The organism is Ulvibacterium sp., assembly GCF_965228935.1.
Classification (GTDB): Bacteria; Bacteroidota; Bacteroidia; order Flavobacteriales; family Flavobacteriaceae; genus Ulvibacterium.
The window spans coordinates 4,312,067-4,329,421 of the sequence record NZ_OZ245846.1; the positions used below are offsets into that span (position 1 = coordinate 4,312,067).

Genomic DNA, 17,355 nt, shown 5'->3' on the forward strand with positions numbered 1-17,355 from the left:
TTTTGGCTTAAACCCTATGACATCTATGGTGTACATAATTTCTATAACTTCATGGTGGCGCAAATATCGTAATTTTTCTTATTCAGCCCGTCAAAAAAATAAAAAAAATACGATTAGGGACTTTTGTCCTCAACCACCCGATACATAATCTCCTTATACCCTAAATTACCATCCGCATCAATTCCCTCAATGATTATCAACTTTGTACCCGGAAGATCTCCATTAAAAAATTCCAATCTGGCTTCCCCCTCTTCATTGGTTTGAAGATCAGGTTTCCAAAACAACAATTTGCGTAAATCCGTATTTTCAATCGTATCCCCTTCCATCTTTGAATAATCAGGCGCATAAAATTCTTTAACGGGCGAGTATTGCGGAAGTATATCATTGAAAAGATGTTTTTGTTCCCCCAGAGCTTCAGATAGTCCGGAACCGGAATGTGTGTATATAGCCAAAATTGAGGCACGAGGCATACTGGTTAGAATTTCATAAGGTGATACATCCGGAAAGACCTGGGAGACATACCCATGGGCCGTGACCGGATTCCTAATAATTTCAACACTTTTAATGGAGGGCACCCTTAAACTCTGTAAAAGGTAATAGCGTTCAATAAATACAGGTTTTCCATCCACAATCACGTAGGTGAAATCCGAACCCAACACATTAACAATCTTCATGCTTCCCCCAATGGTTCTTACTTCAATTTCTTCTGGCATGTTGAAATGTAACCAGGGGTAAAGAAACCCCGTCCAGTCCTTCATTTTTTTCATCAAGGTTTTGTCATCTATAACAAGATTAGGAAGTCCATGCAAATCCTTCATAGCTTCTCGTTCCGGAGTTAGGGCATAATCCGTAAGCACCACCTCATCCAAAGCAATGGTGTTTTCCGGAATACTGAACGGATCTGATCTCTTTACGACTTTAATGGTTTCCACAATTCGTTTTTTAACCAAGGAATCCACCGGAATTGCATTTTTTTGATGGTCATACTCAACTTTAGGTGTTTCCTCGGTTGGGATATGAATCGAAAATCCTTTATCCTTGCCTCTTTCATCCCTCATTTGAGCTACAAAAGGAACACCATGGCCAAAGGAATCGGGAAGTTCCAGGTTAAATCTTCCGGTGCCGTCTACCGATGGCTGAAAGACTTGCGACGTTTCACCAAAGGTCATCAGGGTAAGTTCGGGTTTTTTTCGGTGTCTTTTGTTATTCACACCGTCCACCCAACCGGAAATGGACAATCCCTTTTCCGGGGCTATGGGATGGGCTTGCTCGGCCTTATCATATTTATACCTTCGCCAACCCTGGGTCAGTAATAAGGCATCCAAATCCTTGGAATCCATATTTTCTTGAAAATAATAGGTTGGGTTTTCTATATCCCCCCTTAATTCGGATTGTAGCAGGAAATAGGACAGAATATTGGGCCGCTCCACATTCAATGACTTATAATACGCCTTATCAACCACCGTAACGCTGAGATTGGAAGACTTTGGGCCCGACATATCAGCAGTGTGCAAATCCATTCGCACCTTTTCCCTTGTTTTATAAGAATCATATTCGGTAAAGGCCTTTATAGTCAATTTTTGTCTTTTGTTGTCCACCAACCACAAACGTTCACTTGTAGGTCTCGCATTTTGATCCAATAGGGTTATTTCGATAATACCCCATGGCAAAACCGATTTGTTGATATATTGCATACAGGTTCCGTTTTGAAACTTTGTTTTTATCGTATGCTTTGGAACTCCCCGATACTTAATTTGAATGGTTAAACTGTCATTTTGCTTATGGTTTGAGGTTATCTTTACCTTTACCCGATGATTATCTTCGGTCACTGACAATACATCCCCTTTTGCAAAAATTTTGGGAAGTGGAAATGTCTTATCTAATTCTTTTCCCAATGAAACTTTGGCCGAATATGTTTTTGAAATATCAGGGGTGAACGCTACTTTTCCCATTCCAAGGGTATTCGTTTCAAAATCAACTAAACGATTTCCTAAATCATCAAAAATATGCCCTGATATCCTTTGTCCCTTGCCGTTTTTGTCCAAGACCTTTATCCCCAGATTGCTTTCCAATCCATTTACCAGGTTCCCTCCTTCGGGAAAAAACCGAACGTCGAGATCATCCTTCTTCAATAGAATGGATTCCCGATATTTCCTGCTTGCCGAGGTTAGGTTTAATCGTATTATTTGTGTGGTTTTGGGGAAATCATATACAAACCGAAATGGGTCGCTCCCAGTTTTTTTTATGGCAACGGAATCCACACCCTCACCCCAATCCAGATATAGAACGCTCTTGGTGGCCCGGAGACTATCCAATACTTCTGGGAATATATCCGCCAAAATTCGCAAAGTCCCATCGCCCGTTTCGGTTTGTACTATATTCCGTATCGGCTTTTGGTGTATGTCGGACAGGTCAAAATCAAAAACATCGATATAGGCACTGAAAATGAAATCATCATTAAAGTTCATATTCCATCTCGTGTAAGCCCTGATCAAATATTTACCCCCAGGGTAGCTCTGTTGTAGCTCAAAGAATCCATCTGATGTGCCTTCTTTAAGTTTTAGGATTTTCTTTTCCAGGATTTGCTCCTCTTGGTCAATCAATTCTACATACAATACCTTGCTCTTGGAGGATGGAAGATGTAGATAGGAATCGGTCACAATGGCCTTAAACCATATAGTATCCCGGTTGTGATAGGCATAATTATCCAGTTGTAGATATATCTTCTCGGCATATGAGGCGTTTGCGACATCAATATCGGTAACTATTTTTGGTGACTGGCAGAAAAGGATTTGCCAAAAACCTATTGAAAGAATACACAAAATTTTCAATATGGGCGGCCTTGTATAAATTCCGAAAATTTTCTTCATCTTCCTTAAAAATACAAAAAGAACAAGGAAGATTTGAAATGAGAAAGAGGTAAATCCTAAAACTTGACTCAGCGGAAAACATAGTCGATGTCAATAATCGCAAATATGGCCTCATGGGCAATTCCGGAAGTAAATTCGGTTTCCTTACTGGTTAGGGCCATAATGAAGTATTGAAAAGATTTTTGAAGAAAGCGTATCGTGATGTGCTATTGTGTAAGGAAATTATGTTGAGGGAAGAGAAAGAAGTCAAGGAGCACAATAGGAATATAGATTACCTTTTTAGCTTAAACCCTATGACATCTTTGGCAAACATTACTTCTATAACTTCATGGTCTTGAAAACATCATATCAATTCCAAAAAACCGGTTGTAAAATATTATTTTTCGGTTTTTTGTTCGGGTTGGGCTCAGGTCAAGCTGTGATTGGGTTATAATTGTAATACCCATTTTGGGAAGTGGACCTTATGGCGTTTCGGCCTCCATTACCTCATAAACCAGTTCCTGATATCCTATTTTGCCATTCTGCGTAATCCCCTCTATGATAATGAGCATCTTTCCCGTAGCATCCGCGTTATAGAAATGAACAGTTGCCTTTCCATTAGCATCCGTATCCATATCGGGTTGCCAGTGGATAAGCTTCCTCTGATCCGGGATACTCCAATCGAATGTGGAGCTATTGCTATGGTTCGGTGAATAAAACTCGCGATGAGTTGAAAATTCTGGGACAATGTCCCTTGTAATACCCTTGGTCCTGGTCAATACCCCGAACAATCCTTTTCCAGCATAGGTATATATGGCAAGGATTGCCGGATATGCGGGAGGCAATCCTGTAGGGTTTCCAAATACCTCACCAAAATACCTATTGGCCGTGGCAGTTTTAATTATTTCTACACTTTTAACCTCGCTAACGGGAATGTTTTGAATCAATCTATAATTCGAGATACGTACGGGTATTCCATCTACCAATACATAGGTGAAACCTGCACCGTGAACATTTGCATAAAAAAAGCCACCATTGCTACCCACTCTGGAAACATTCAAATCACTTGCATAATTAAACAATAATAGGCTATAGAGTCCATATGTCCAATTTTTCACCTTTTTCTTCAACTCAGTGTCCTCCACCACTAACTCCGGAAGGCCGTGTAGGTCCATCATCTCCTGCCTTTTCGGAGTTATTTCGTATCCGCTTAGGGTTACCTCGTCCAATTCAATGGTATTGGGCAAGATTTCAAAAGGGTCGGAAGCCTTTACTTGGGAAATTATTTTTTGCATACGCCCTTCTAAAATACTATCAACAGGGGCTATGTTCTTTTTTACGTCATAGCTAATTTCCAATTCCCTTTTTTTGTCCAAGCGAACAGGAACACTCTTCTTTTTGCCTGCCAAATTGCTGGTCTGGAATACAATATCCCTCCCATCACCATACGACTCATTTATATGGAACTCAAAACGTCCCGTGCTATCCAAGGTGGTTTGCCGAACTTCCGTCTGATTCCCCAGCACGATCATGGTCAAATTGAGTGCTCTTTTCCCGTGTTTTTTGTTTCGAAGGCCTCCAACATAACCGGATATCCTTAAGCTTTTTTCCGGTTGAATATATGTAGGCCTGGATGGTTCATCATATATATACCTTCTCCATCCTTGTGTAAGCAACAAAACCTCTAAGTCATCGGGAGTGGTTTCTTCCTCAAAGTAATATGAGGGGGTTTCAATTGTACCCCGAAGTTCCGATTCCAATAAGAAGTACGACAAAATAGTACTTGGAGAAACATTGGTTTCCCTAAAGTAGGAACTATCCATCACCATTATGGACAAATTGGCCGTCTCGGGTCTTCCATTTTGGGAAGATTCTATTTCTATCTGAACACTATCCCTTTGTTTATAGACCATCTTCTTAGTTTTTGCGGAAATATGAAGCCTACCTTCCGGTTTTTTGATATAAACCAGTCGTTCGCAAACCGGGGCTCCATCTTTATCATATACCGTGAGTTCGCTTATTCCGTCGGGAAGTATGTTCTTTTGAAAAACATGCTGAAAATCACCATTCTTTAATTTTGCCCGCATCAGATAAACGGGTTCTCCCCTTTGTCGGATTTGGATAAACATACTATCATTGGGAAAACGATTGGATGCTAACTTTATCCTCAAATATGATCTATCCTGGGCTACCGTCATTACAGTTCCAGCTTTTAAGGTTCGCGGTAACGGATACTTATATACCGACCCGTTCTTGGTCTTTAGCCTACCAAAGTAACGTTTTGCAATATCCGGCACCAAAACAACCTTGCCCATTCCTAAATCGTTGCTGGTAAATTCAACAATTGTATTTTCATTTTCGTCTACGATATCACCACTTACTTTTTTCCCTTCGTCCATATAGTTCAAGGCCTTAAAACCCACAACGCTTTTAAGCCCATGTACCAGTTCCCCTCCCTCGGGGAAGAAATCCAGTTTATGACGTTCTTTGTCCAAAACGATGGATTTAGAATACTCATTGTTTTTGGTCTTTAAAACATAGTTTATCATTGAAACATTGGTTGGAGCGGAATGATTCAAAAAGGCCGTTCCATCTCTATTTGTTCTCAATGCCATTGAATCCTTAAACCCTTCCCAACTCACATATAGTATAGATTTACCATTACTTAGACTATCCAACTGAGAAGGAAAAACGTTGGCTTGGACCCTAAACGTTTGATCGTTCACTTGGGTCACTTTAACGTTCTTGATGATATTTTTAGGGGCCTTATTATCCTTAAATTCGAACAGGTTAATATATTTTGTGAAAATAAAGTCTTCCCCAAAATTTCTATTCCACTCCGTGTACGCCCTTATTTGATATATTCCTGAGGAATAGTCCGGAAACAATTGAAAAAAACTATCTGCCTTACCATTTTTTAGCTTTAATATTTTCTTATCCACGATTTCTTGATGTCCGATATCGATAAGTTGTACATATAGAACGTTGCTAATTGTAGTGGGAAAATGATGTATCGCATCCGTGACTATTGCTTTGAACCATATGGTCTGGGAGGTGTTGTATGTGGTATTATCCAGTTGCAGATAGACTTTTTCGGCGCGAGAAGCATGGGCAACTTCAGTAGGAATGGGCGATTTGACCTGTTGGGCAACGAGCGGAGAAAAATACAAGATTCCTACCAAAATGAGTATTGGACATGTTTTTGAAGCCAAGATGTGACTAATCCGTTGGTTCATCATATTAAAAATAGAGAAAGAACCTCAGACCTGCCAAAAATGGCCTCTAATTCATGAGCTCGTCTTCATATAATTCACCCTATACCGCCAGTAGCTGATACTTCCTAAAATCAGAGCCCCTAACGCCATGTGCCAAACATAGTTCGGGGTAATGGCAGCTGCCCCGCTTTGGCCGTAACTATGGAGACCGACCAGATAATAATTTACCCCAAAATAGGTCATCATAATACTTCCAATGGCGACCAAGCTCAGAAAATTGAACAACCATCGGTTGCGGAGCCCGGGCACCAGGCGGGTATGGATAACAAAGGCATAGACCATTATGGATATCAGGGCCCAGGTTTCCTTGGGATCCCAGCCCCAATAACGGCCCCAGCTCTCATTGGCCCATTGGCCACCTAGAAAGTTCCCAATAGTAAGCATAACCAATCCTACGGTAAGGGCCAATTCATTGATAATGGTCAATTCCTTTAAATTGATTTCCATCCGTTCCTTATTCTTTTTCGTAGTGAGTATAATCAACAACAAACTTACCAATCCTAATATACCTCCCACGATCAAGGGCCCATAGCTTGCTACAATGACCGCCACGTGTATCATTAACCAATAGCTATCCAATACAGGTACCAAATTTCCTATCGCCGGATCCACCCAATTCCAACTGGCAATCATCAACAACATACCTCCCACAAAAGTAGAGGCAGCTATGGTCATTTCGCTTTTTCTACCGAACGCCAATCCAATGGCAACGGTAGCCCAGGCTACATACAGAATACTTTCATAGGCATTGCTCCAAGGGGCATGGCCGGAAATGTACCAGCGTAATATCAATCCCGCCGTGTGCCAAAGGAACAGGAGTATAATAGTTCCCTTTAAAAAATAGGTGCCGACCTTCCAAATTTCCCTATCCTTGAAAATCCTAAAAATCAAAACCAAGAACATGAACAGCCCTACCATTAAATACAGCCACCACAAACGACCGAAAATGTTTAGACTGTTATAGATTATTTCCACATCAATTTTTTGTTCCGAGGGCAGGACTTCATTTCCGTGATTCGATTGATTTTGTTTGAAGGCAGCCAAAAGCTTGTCCGCCTCGGTATAATCCCCTGTCTGTTTGGCCCTTTGTAGGGTTCCCAAATAATACGGAAGTGCATTCTGGATAAAATTGGCATAGAGCGAATCGGCCACCTGGAATTGTCCACTGCGATATTCCACAGCAGAAATCCATTTGTTGTTTTCGTCATTTAACAGTGGAAAAATCTTGATAATCTGTCCACTCAATGCTTGATTCAGCAAACTGACGCGGATATGGGCATCCTTAAAATCCTGTTCAAATTTATTGGGAATATTGGTAGCCGTGGCATCCCTTAAAAGGGGTTCCAGTTTGTAATTTCCGTTTGCATCGAAAAAGTCGGTAGCCTTCACATATTTTTGTTTCTCGGTAACTCCGATGACATGTCTGATACTATCATTTTTTACATCCTTGGAAAGACGTATGAATTCTGTATTGTACCAGGCCACTGGACTCAACATCATGGACAAAAACACTTGATCGGCATTCATGTCCCTATAGGAATCCTTTCCGCTTAATTTTCGCAACAGTTCCGATGAGAAGGTATTAATAGGTTTCATCCTTCCTCCCTCGTCCTGGATTACCAATTTTCCAAATTTTTCGGCATGCTCCTTGGTTACCGTGGTAGCCGCTAAAACGGAATCTATCCGTTTTTGATCCGGTCCGATACTGTGATTATGACCATCGTTTGTAGAATGTTCCTGTCCCAAAGTGGGTATTACCGCTCCCAATAAGACCAGAATGGTCATTGCCGCTTTCTTTACTCTTAGCTTTTCCAGGGATTGGGCCAGATCTTTAAAACGGGTCTTGCCAAAAAACATAATCCCCAATAAGCCAAAATACAACAGAAAGTATCCTATATAGGTAATCCAGGTGCCCCACAGGTCATGGTTTACAGATAATACTGTTCCTTTTTCATCTGGATGGAAACTGGATTGGAAAAATCGATATCCCTTATGATCCAATACATGGTTCATAAAGATATCATAGTCGAACGGCCGTTCATCCCTAACCGTAATCTTGCTCATAAAGGAAGCATATCCTTTTTCGGTACCTGGATATTTTTCGGCGATAAAATCGTTCAATTGTATGCTAAACGGGAGCTCATGTACCTTGGAGCCATAGCCTAACATAAAATCGAGTCCGCCAACATTGAATTTCTCCGTGAAATTCGAAGTGCCCTTATCGCCCAACAACTTTTTCCGAACCGTCTCGTCACCTGATGAAACCTCTACTACCAAAGCATCCAAAGTAGTTTCCGTAATCTGGGACTCGGGAACCTTTACCACCCCATAGGAGCCTCTGACCACAGGTTCCGGAATTACAAATTGCATTCCGGCAGTATTGTAAAGGGAACGCAATTGTAAATTCTGTAAACTATCCTTTGCAAGTGTTCCTTGCAATTGATCTGCCATCCGGAGAAAGCTGCCTTCGAAAGAGGAGCGGATTTGGTAAGTGCCGTCCGTGGTAAAAATGTTTATGGCCCCTTCGGTCTCCTTGTTCAAAGCGAACAATACGCCATGGATACTGGACACTTGGCCACTTTCCAAATAGTGCTCATGTCGTTGCCCATCCCCTGCTTCTACAATCTTTAGATATTCATTTCCATTTTCGTCCTCTATCAATCCTTCTTTGGCCCCATCAATGAAATCCACATAGGAAATCGTAAAAGGCTGTCCATTAAAATCCAACTTCCACGGCAGGTTCGATTTTAGACCCTCTGCAGTAACGATCAAATCATCCTCAAGGATTTTACGTTTAGGTTCCCCATTGATTTGTCCATCTACATAGGCCTTAAGATAAGTTTTGTCCGAATAAAAAACGTTTTCGGAACTCCCCTCCCGAATGGGCATCATTCCTTCATAGCTAATATATCTTGTAACGAAGGCCCCTAGAATAATAAGGATCCAGGAAAGGTGAAGGACAAGCACGGGCCACTTTTTCCACTGTAGGAGTTTGTATTTAAATATGTTACCGACAAAATTAATGACAAAAAAGACCATTATGACCTCAAACCACCAAGCGTTGTAGATCCAAATTCTGGCAGTCTCCGTACTATAACGGCTCTCAATAAATGTACCGAAAGCCATGGCCGTGGCAAAAACCAGGAACAGAACAGCCATGAGACGTGTGGAAAAGAAAATTTCTTTTAGCAATTTTGTCATTTGGCCGGAGGATTATATGGATTAAGAAGGCAAAAATAAGGCGTTTTTATGATTTTTAAATGACAAGAACAAATTAAAAGCTTAAACAAAACTGTTAAAGATAAATGAATTAAAGGTGCAAGAATATCTCTAAATTTGCATATGATTTCAATTTCCATACTAGGTTCAGGAAATGTGGCCAAACATCTATGGGACGCTTTTTTAGCGCAGAAGGAGGTCACAGTGAACCAAGTAATCGGACGTAATCCTAATACACTTGCCCATTTCGCGGGCAAAACCAATACCTCTCAAAACTTCGAATCGTTTATGGATGCGGATGTGTACATCATTGCGGTAAGCGATGATGCGATTCCCGAGGTATCACCATATCTCAAGAACAAGGGAGGACTGGTTGTCCATACTTCGGGAAGTGTTTCTTTGGACGTATTGGCCGATAACCCAAGGGCAGGTATTTTTTATCCCCTGCAAACTTTTACCAAGACACAACACGCGGATTTTAAGGAAGTTCCCATTTGTCTGGAAACCAAGACCGAAGCGGATGGGCAACTTTTGCATACCTTGGCCTCCCTAATTTCCGACAGGGTTTATTTTGTCGATTTTGAGCAACGTAAAAAGTTGCATTTAGCGGCTGTTTTTGCGAACAATTTTTCCAATCATATGTTCCATATTGCCCATGAAATTTGCGAAAAGAACAACCTCTCTTTCGATATCCTGAAACCCTTGATTTTGGAAACCTCAAAAAAAATCGAAAGGCTATCACCCTATGAATCGCAGACTGGGCCGGCACGTAGAAAGGATACCGGTACCCTACAAAAGCATATTAATTTAATAAAAGAAGAAAACCAAAAAGAGATTTACCGATTATTGAGTCGATCCATACAACAGACCTATGGAAAAAAACTATAAGGAAATTCTAAAGGATATAACCACTTTTGTCTTTGATGTGGATGGAGTGTTTACCGACGGTACACTTTTAGTGACCACCTCGGGCGAAATGCTTAGACGAATGAACGTTAGGGACGGATATGCCCTTAAGACAGCTATCAACAAAGGTTACCATGTTTGCATTATAACCGCGGGTAGCAATGAAGGGGTCCGGGAACGCTTAAAAGGACTGGGAGTCAGCCACATTTACATGGGAGCCCATTATAAAACGGCACCCTTGGAAGAGTATTTGCAAGTACAGGGCATACATCCGGATAACGTACTGTACATGGGGGATGATTTACCGGATATTCTCCCTTTGCAACAGGTAGCCCTTCCTACATGCCCCCAAAATGCTGTACAGGAGGTAAAGGCCATTTGCAAGTATGTTTCACACAAAAATGGAGGTGATGGTTGTGTACGGGACGTAATTGAGCAGGTGCTAAAAGTGAAGGGACACTGGTATAGTTCTATTGAAACCCAAAAGGTTTAGGCCCGAATGTTACAAGGAAAACTGAAAGGGTATTCATTAATCTTAGCTTCGGGATCGCCACGGCGACAGCAGTTTTTTAAGGAGCTTGGGGTAGATTTTGAAATTAGGCCAAGGCCGATAGCCGAAAAGTATCCCAAACAGCTGAAGGGTAGCGAAATTTCGAATTATTTGGCACAACTAAAGGCAACCGCTTTCCATGGTACACTCAACCCCGATGAAATTTTAATAACCTCGGATACCATAGTTTGGCACAACAAAAAATCCTTAGCCAAACCGGCCAATACAACTGAAGCCTTCAACATGCTCAAAACACTCTCAGGGGATTGGCACGAGGTTATCACTTCGGTATGTTTTACTACCGTTGCCGAACAAAGGACAGTTTCTGAGACTACCCAGGTAAAATTCAAAAAACTCTCCAAAGAAGAAATCAGTTTTTATGTGAGTAACTATGAACCTTTTGATAAGGCGGGAGGTTATGGCATACAGGATTGGATAGGTCTAATCGGTATTAAAAAAATAAAGGGGTCTTATACAAATGTGGTAGGCCTTCCCACGCATTTGGTCTACAAAACGTTAATGGACATGGCGGGTTGAAGCTTTTTCGGTAATTTTGAAAAAACCAGCGTAATGAAAAAATGGATCAAGTTTGAATTGGCCGTGGTGTTATTCGCAATTGTAATGACCACTATGGAGTCGTGCAAGGAGAAAAGTACCAAAGAAAACAAGGACATCGCCTTGAACGAAAGCATAAAAGCCACTGCCGAAAACCCTAAAAAGAAACTTTCCCAAGAATTTAAGGACTATTGGTATTCCGGCCAGGCAGAGATAACCTCCTATGCTTTGGAACAGCCTCGATATGGGCAAATGCGGGATGGGCATGCTGTTCTAGTTTTCGTCACCGAGCCCTTTTCTGCCGATAAGCAGGTAAAGGCCGATGCCCATAAATCGGATAATATCCCGGTGTTGAAACTAAATAGCACAAAAAAGTACCTTACGGGTGTATACCCCTATTCCATTATGAGCAGCAGTTTTTATCCCGTTCATGATAACCAGCATTCGCTTAAGGTTACTTTTTCCGCACAGGAATGGTGTGGACAAGTCTACGCCCAATTGAACAATAGAGATCAATTTGAGGTTAAGTCCCACTCTTACTTTGAATCGGAGGCTGATCAAAACATCTCTTTGGACAAAGTCACTTTGGAAAACGAGTTGTGGAACAAAATTCGAATCGATCCAAAAGGTTTACCTGTGGGGAATTTTAAAATCTTGCCCTCAATGGAATACTTAAGGCTGTCCCATAAAGAATTAAAATCCTATGATGCCAGTGTCCGTCTTGTGGATAATGGCGCAGAAAGTACATATACTATCGCCTATCCGGAATTACAACGAACGCTTAAAATCAAATTTTCGACCGCCTTCCCGCATACTATTGAGGGTTGGACGGAAACTTTTATCAGTGGTTACGGCCAAAATGCAAAAACAATGACCTCAAGGGCCAAGAAAATCAAGTCTATAAAATCCCCGTACTGGCAAAGAAATGGAAATGAGCACGTATCTTTACGTGATAGTCTAGGATTGTAATCTTTATGGAAAACATTTTTTTCGACTACAGGACTGAATTAATAGGAACCGTAGCTACTTTGGTCATCCTATTGGTGTTAAGGTTTGTCTTTGAGAAGACCATTCGAAAAGTAGGTAAGATAAGCGACCTTAATAAGGCCCGTACTTTACTCATAATCAGATATGTATCCATCGCCATTGTCATCATTGGTGTAGTAGCCTTAACCTTAATATGGGGAGTGAACATAAAAGATTTGGGGCTTATATTTTCCTCCGTTTTTGCGGTAATCGGCGTAGCACTTTTTGCGCAATGGTCTATTATAAGCAATATTACCGCCGGGGTCATTTTGTTTTTTTCCTTTCCCTATAAAATCGGCGATCGCATAAAAATAATGGATAAGGATATCGCCGATAACGAGGCAAATTACGAGATATATCTTATAGAGGATATAAAAGCGTACCATATGTATTTGCGAAAGAACAACGGCGAACTACTGACCTATCCTAACAATCTTCTTCTCCAAAAAGCTGTCGCACTCATCGATGCCACCAAGGAAATTAAAGGGGAATAGGAAATTTGCTAGATTGTTAAAGAAGTTCTAAATGTAATTCCATCCCATTTTAATCTTTCTATATTTGGTTGCCAACAAAACCCTTTGATATGCGCCATTTTTTGGTATTTTTTGCTTTTTTGCTGCTGAGTCCGTCCAAAGGCCATGTCCAAACCCCAAAAATATCTCCGTCTTCCGAAATTTTTCAGTCCCTGCAAAAGCTGAATTTTTTGGGATCTGTCCTCTATGTTGCGGCACATCCCGATGACGAAAACACAAGGCTTATATCCTATTTTGCCAATGAGAAAAAGGCCAGAACGGCCTATTTATCGCTTACGCGGGGAGATGGAGGACAGAATATGATAGGCCCTGAGCTCAGGGAACTTTTAGGTGTGCTCCGTACCCAGGAACTATTGGCCGCCCGTCGAATTGATGGAGGGGAACAAATTTTTTCCCGGGCCAATGATTTTGGCTATTCCAAGCACCCCCAGGAAACATTGAAAATATGGGACGAAAACGAGGTTTTGGCGGATGTGGTCTGGGCCATTCGGAACTTTAAACCGGATGTCATCATCAATCGCTTTGATCATAGGACTCCAGGAAGTACACATGGTCATCACACCTCTTCTGCCATGCTGAGCGTCGAGGCCTTTGATTTGACAGGAGACCCCAAGGCATATCCCGAACAGCTTACCTATACGGAGACATGGCAACCCACAAGATTGTTCTTCAATACATTTTGGTGGTTCTATGGAAGTAGGGAAAATTTTGAAAAGGCGGATAAGTCCAATATGTTGACTGCGGACATTGGCACCTATTATCCCTTGCTCGGTACTTCCAATAACGAAATAGCGGCCCGGTCCAGAAGCCAACATCGGTCTCAAGGATTTGGCACCTTGTCTGTCCGGGGATCGGAAAAGGAATATCTTGAGCTTGTAAAAGGTACGCTGCCCAAGGATAAGACCAATATTTTTGATGGGGTGGATACGAGCTGGTCTCGTTTGGAAGGTGGAGCGGCCATTGGTGCTATCCTGACCCGAGTGGAAGAAAACTTCAATTTCAAAGATCCGTCGGAACATATCGATGACCTTTTACGGGCCTATGAATTGATCCAAGGACTTAAGGATGCACACTGGCAAAAAATTAAATCCGAAGAAATCAAGAATCTCATTTTGGCCATTACCGGGCTTTATCTTGAGGCTTCGGCCGACGAGTCTTATACAAATCCGGGCAAATCGGTTAAAATTAACGTAGAGGCCGTTAATCGAAGTAATGTGGATGTTGTGCTGAAATCGGTCTCACTTTCCGGTAAGATGGCGAACGAAAAGGACATCACCCTAAAGGAAAATCAAAAATTAAATTTAACCATCGACCTCGATGTTCCAAAAAACACAGTATATACCAGTCCCTATTGGCTGAACGAAAAAGGAAGTCTAGGCATGTATTCCGTGAAAAAACAACAGTGGATCGGAAAGCCGGAAACACCAAAGCCCTTTGAAGCCAGTTTTGTACTCGACTTCAATGGAATCTCCATAACCTTTCAAAAGCCTGTGGTACATCGCTATGCGGAACGGGACAAGGGGGAACTTTATCGTCCTTTTGAAATTTTGCCCGAAGCCACGGCACGTTTTGATGATAAGGTCTTGATTTTTGCCAATGCCGAGCCCAAAAAAATCCCTATTACCGTTAAAGCACATGCCGACGGTGTTGAAGGGAAGGTCCAGCTTATGTTTTCCAAAGGATGGACGGTTGAACAAGAGACCAAATCCTTTAAAATTGCAAAGAAGGGAGACGAACAAACCTTGGTCTTTTCATTGATACCACCCTCCTATGAGGATGAAAGCTATATTACCCCTTTGGTCAAGATCAATGGGAATGAAATCTCCAAGGAATTGGTTACCATTTCCTATGACCATATTCCTACCCAATCCGTGTTGTTGCCATCGGAAGCCAAAGTGGTGCGGTTGAACATCCAAAAAACCGGAGAAAATATCGGTTATATCATGGGTGCCGGCGATAAGGTTCCCGAAAGTTTGGAACAAATCGGTTACACCGTGCATCTGGTAGACCCAAAGGATATTACTTCGGAGAGCTTAAGGAAATTCGATGCCTTGGTAGTCGGTATCCGGGCCTATAATGTTGTGGATGAATTAAAATTTAAGCAACGCTACTTGTTGGACTATGCCAAAAATGGCGGGAACCTTATTGTTCAATATAATACTTCAGGGAGATGGGACTCCCAATTTCCCAATATTGCCCCCTACCCTATCACATTATCCCGGGATAGGGTTACCGATGAAAATTCGAACGTAGAAATTTTGGCAAAGAATCACCCTTTGGTAAATTTTCCCAACGCTATTACCAATGAGGATTTTAAGGGATGGGTACAGGAACGTGGCCTTTATTTCCCCAATAAATGGTCCAAGGAATTTACCCCAATCCTGTCCATGAACGATCAGGGCGAACCCAAGGCCAACGGGAGCCTTATTGTAGCTCCGTATGGCAAAGGCTACTACATTTATACTGGCCTAAGCTTTTTTAGGGAGCTACCGGCCGGAGTTTCCGGAGCCTATAAATTATTCTCGAACATGCTTTCGCTGGGAAAAGAAAAGATCGATACGGAAACCGAGGTAAAAGGATAGACGATGCTGGAAAAACTAGTTTGGAAAAAAGAATACTCCTTGGTTTTGATCCTTAACTTGATATATGTTCTTTTCTTTTACTATATAATGACAGCCTATATCTAAATGGGAGCCTTAGATTGGATTATATTATCCGGAACTTTATTGTTCATAGTCGCCTATGGGGTCTGGAAAACCCGGGGAAGTGCAAATGTAAACGAATACGTCCGTGGCGGAAATGAAGCCAAATGGTGGACAATAGGTCTCTCTGTAATGGCTACACAGGCCAGTGCCATAACCTTCCTGTCCACTCCGGGACAGGCCTTCCATGATGGAATGGGGTTTGTGCAATTTTACTTTGGCCTGCCTATAGCCATGGTTATTATCTGTTTGGTCTTTGTACCGATCTATCATAAGCTAAAGGTCTACACGGCCTATGAGTTTTTGGAAAATCGTTTTGACCTTAAGACCCGTACATTGGCGGCGGTGCTTTTTTTGGTACAACGAGGTCTGGCTGCCGGCATTACCATTTTTGCACCGTCCATAATTTTATCGGCCGTTCTAGGGTGGGACTTGCGTACACTTAACATTATTATTGGCATATTGGTTATTATTTATACGGTCTCAGGAGGTACAAAGGCCGTAAGCGTTACCCAAAAACAGCAAATGTTTGTGATAATGCTGGGCATGTTCGTTACCTTCTTCTTTATTCTTGGCTATCTCCCTGCGGACATTTCCTTTAATAAGGCCATGAAAGTTGCAGGTGCCAGTAATAAATTGGAAATCCTGGATTTTAGCCTAGACCCAAAAAGTAGATACACCTTTTGGAGCGGTATCACTGGAGGTCTATTTTTGGCATTGGCCTATTTTGGAACGGATCAGAGTCAGGTTCAGCGCTATTTGTCCGGTAAATCTTTACGTGAAAGCCAGTTGGGTCTCGTCTTTAACGGCATCTTTAAGATTCCGATGCAATTCTTCATCCTTCTTGTTGGTGTTATGGTCTTTGTATTCTATCAATACAATCCCTCACCCTTAAATTTTAATCCTTCTGCCACACAAGCGGTAATGGAATCGGAATATGCCGAGGATTATACATTACTTCAAGAAGGTCAAAAGAAATTGGAGGATGAAAAAAGAATGGCCCAAAACAAGTTCTCAATGGCTTTGGAGCTAAAGGAGTATACGGCGGTCGAGGAAGCCGAGCGCCAGATTATGAACATCAATAAAAAGGACAGTACCAACAGGGCTACGGCGCGGGCCTTGATACAACAGGCGAACAATGTGGTAGAGACCAACGATAAGGATTATGTCTTCATTCATTTTATTTTGAATAACCTACCCACAGGCTTAATCGGTCTTCTCCTGGCGGTCATCCTTTCGGCCGCCATGTCCTCCACCGCTTCGGAGCTCAACGCCCTAGGAACGATTACGGCTCTTGACCTTTACAAGCGTAATAAAAATGGGGATTTCACCCAAAAACACTATGTCACCGTTTCAAAATTATTTACACTTCTCTGGGGAGTTATCGCAATTGCCATAGCGAGCATTGCCAACCTTTTTGATAATTTGATCCAGTTGGTCAATATTATCGGTTCTATATTTTATGGCAACGTATTGGGTATATTTTTACTGGCCTTTTTCTTGAAATTCGTAAAGGGGAATGCGGTATTTTTTGCGGCCCTGTTAACCCAGATGATCATTTTTGTCCTGTACTACAATCTAATACATGTCCACCCGCCCGGAGAGGAAAAATTAGGTTATCTGTGGCTGAACTTCATCGGATCGGCACTGGTTATTTTAATTGCCATAATTTTCGAAGCGTTTGATAGGATGTTGAAAAATCCGTCCATGAAGTTACCCTAATTAATTCAAAAGCTTAAA

Annotated in this window: 10 protein-coding genes; 7 read left to right on the forward strand and 3 right to left on the reverse strand. The window is 41.7% G+C overall.

Translation table 11 applies throughout. The features are described from left to right. Window positions 1–113: 113 nt before the first annotated feature. The 3 genes from ACO06Y_RS18260 to ccsA all read right to left on the reverse strand — a co-directional run bounded on the left by ACO06Y_RS18260 (window position 114) and on the right by ccsA (window position 9,325). On the reverse strand, window positions 114–2,831 hold the full coding sequence (locus ACO06Y_RS18260) for a hypothetical protein (RefSeq protein WP_422080453.1): 2,718 nt from the start codon (window positions 2,829–2,831) through the stop codon (window positions 114–116). Window positions 2,832–3,331: 500 nt separating this feature from the next. Further along, complete coding sequence (locus tag ACO06Y_RS18265; protein WP_422080454.1) at window positions 3,332–6,031, reverse strand: hypothetical protein; 2,700 nt, start codon at window positions 6,029–6,031, stop codon at window positions 3,332–3,334. 105 nt (window positions 6,032–6,136) lie between these two features. Next, window positions 6,137–9,325 carry a cytochrome c biogenesis protein CcsA gene (ccsA, locus tag ACO06Y_RS18270; RefSeq protein WP_422080456.1) on the reverse strand — a complete coding sequence of 1,063 codons (3,189 nt, stop codon included), beginning with the start codon at window positions 9,323–9,325 and terminating at the stop codon, window positions 6,137–6,139. Between the two features lie 141 nt (window positions 9,326–9,466). Between ccsA and ACO06Y_RS18275 the strand changes: the two genes are divergently transcribed. The 7 genes from ACO06Y_RS18275 to ACO06Y_RS18305 all read left to right on the forward strand — a co-directional run bounded on the left by ACO06Y_RS18275 (window position 9,467) and on the right by ACO06Y_RS18305 (window position 17,337). Then, window positions 9,467–10,231, forward strand: a complete 765-nt coding sequence (locus tag ACO06Y_RS18275; protein ID WP_422080457.1) for a Rossmann-like and DUF2520 domain-containing protein — start codon at window positions 9,467–9,469, stop codon at window positions 10,229–10,231. After that, window positions 10,215–10,742 carry a KdsC family phosphatase gene (locus ACO06Y_RS18280; RefSeq protein WP_422080458.1) on the forward strand — a complete coding sequence of 176 codons (528 nt, stop codon included), beginning with the start codon at window positions 10,215–10,217 and terminating at the stop codon, window positions 10,740–10,742. The genes ACO06Y_RS18275 and ACO06Y_RS18280 overlap by 17 nt, the downstream gene beginning before the upstream one ends. A 6-nt stretch (window positions 10,743–10,748) precedes the next feature. Continuing rightward, window positions 10,749–11,336 carry a Maf-like protein gene (locus tag ACO06Y_RS18285; protein ID WP_422080459.1) on the forward strand — a complete coding sequence of 196 codons (588 nt, stop codon included), beginning with the start codon at window positions 10,749–10,751 and terminating at the stop codon, window positions 11,334–11,336. Between the two features lie 33 nt (window positions 11,337–11,369). Further along, complete coding sequence (locus ACO06Y_RS18290) at window positions 11,370–12,323, forward strand: septum formation inhibitor Maf (RefSeq protein WP_422080460.1); 954 nt, start codon at window positions 11,370–11,372, stop codon at window positions 12,321–12,323. Window positions 12,324–12,328: 5 nt separating this feature from the next. Further along, window positions 12,329–12,874: a mechanosensitive ion channel domain-containing protein gene (locus ACO06Y_RS18295; protein ID WP_422080461.1), complete on the forward strand. Its 546-nt coding sequence runs from the start codon at window positions 12,329–12,331 to the stop codon at window positions 12,872–12,874. Window positions 12,875–12,963: 89 nt separating this feature from the next. Beyond that, window positions 12,964–15,495, forward strand: a complete 2,532-nt coding sequence (locus ACO06Y_RS18300) for a PIG-L family deacetylase (protein WP_422080462.1) — start codon at window positions 12,964–12,966, stop codon at window positions 15,493–15,495. A 105-nt stretch (window positions 15,496–15,600) separates the two neighbouring features. After that, window positions 15,601–17,337 (forward strand): sodium:solute symporter, encoded by a 1,737-nt coding sequence (locus ACO06Y_RS18305; RefSeq protein WP_422080463.1) that lies wholly within the window; start codon window positions 15,601–15,603, stop codon window positions 17,335–17,337. The last annotated feature ends 18 nt before the right edge of the window (window positions 17,338–17,355 follow it).

Coding starts and splice junctions, on each gene's coding strand:
- ACO06Y_RS18275 (WP_422080457.1), top strand. CDS start 9,467: ATGATTTCAATTTCCATACTAGGTTCAGGAAATGTGGCCAAACATCTA.
- ACO06Y_RS18300 (WP_422080462.1), top strand. CDS start 12,964: ATGCGCCATTTTTTGGTATTTTTTGCTTTTTTGCTGCTGAGTCCGTCC.
- ccsA (WP_422080456.1), bottom strand. CDS start 9,325: ATGACAAAATTGCTAAAAGAAATTTTCTTTTCCACACGTCTCATGGCT.
- ACO06Y_RS18295 (WP_422080461.1), top strand. CDS start 12,329: ATGGAAAACATTTTTTTCGACTACAGGACTGAATTAATAGGAACCGTA.
- ACO06Y_RS18285 (WP_422080459.1), top strand. CDS start 10,749: ATGTTACAAGGAAAACTGAAAGGGTATTCATTAATCTTAGCTTCGGGA.
- ACO06Y_RS18290 (WP_422080460.1), top strand. CDS start 11,370: ATGAAAAAATGGATCAAGTTTGAATTGGCCGTGGTGTTATTCGCAATT.
- ACO06Y_RS18305 (WP_422080463.1), top strand. CDS start 15,601: ATGGGAGCCTTAGATTGGATTATATTATCCGGAACTTTATTGTTCATA.
- ACO06Y_RS18280 (WP_422080458.1), top strand. CDS start 10,215: ATGGAAAAAAACTATAAGGAAATTCTAAAGGATATAACCACTTTTGTC.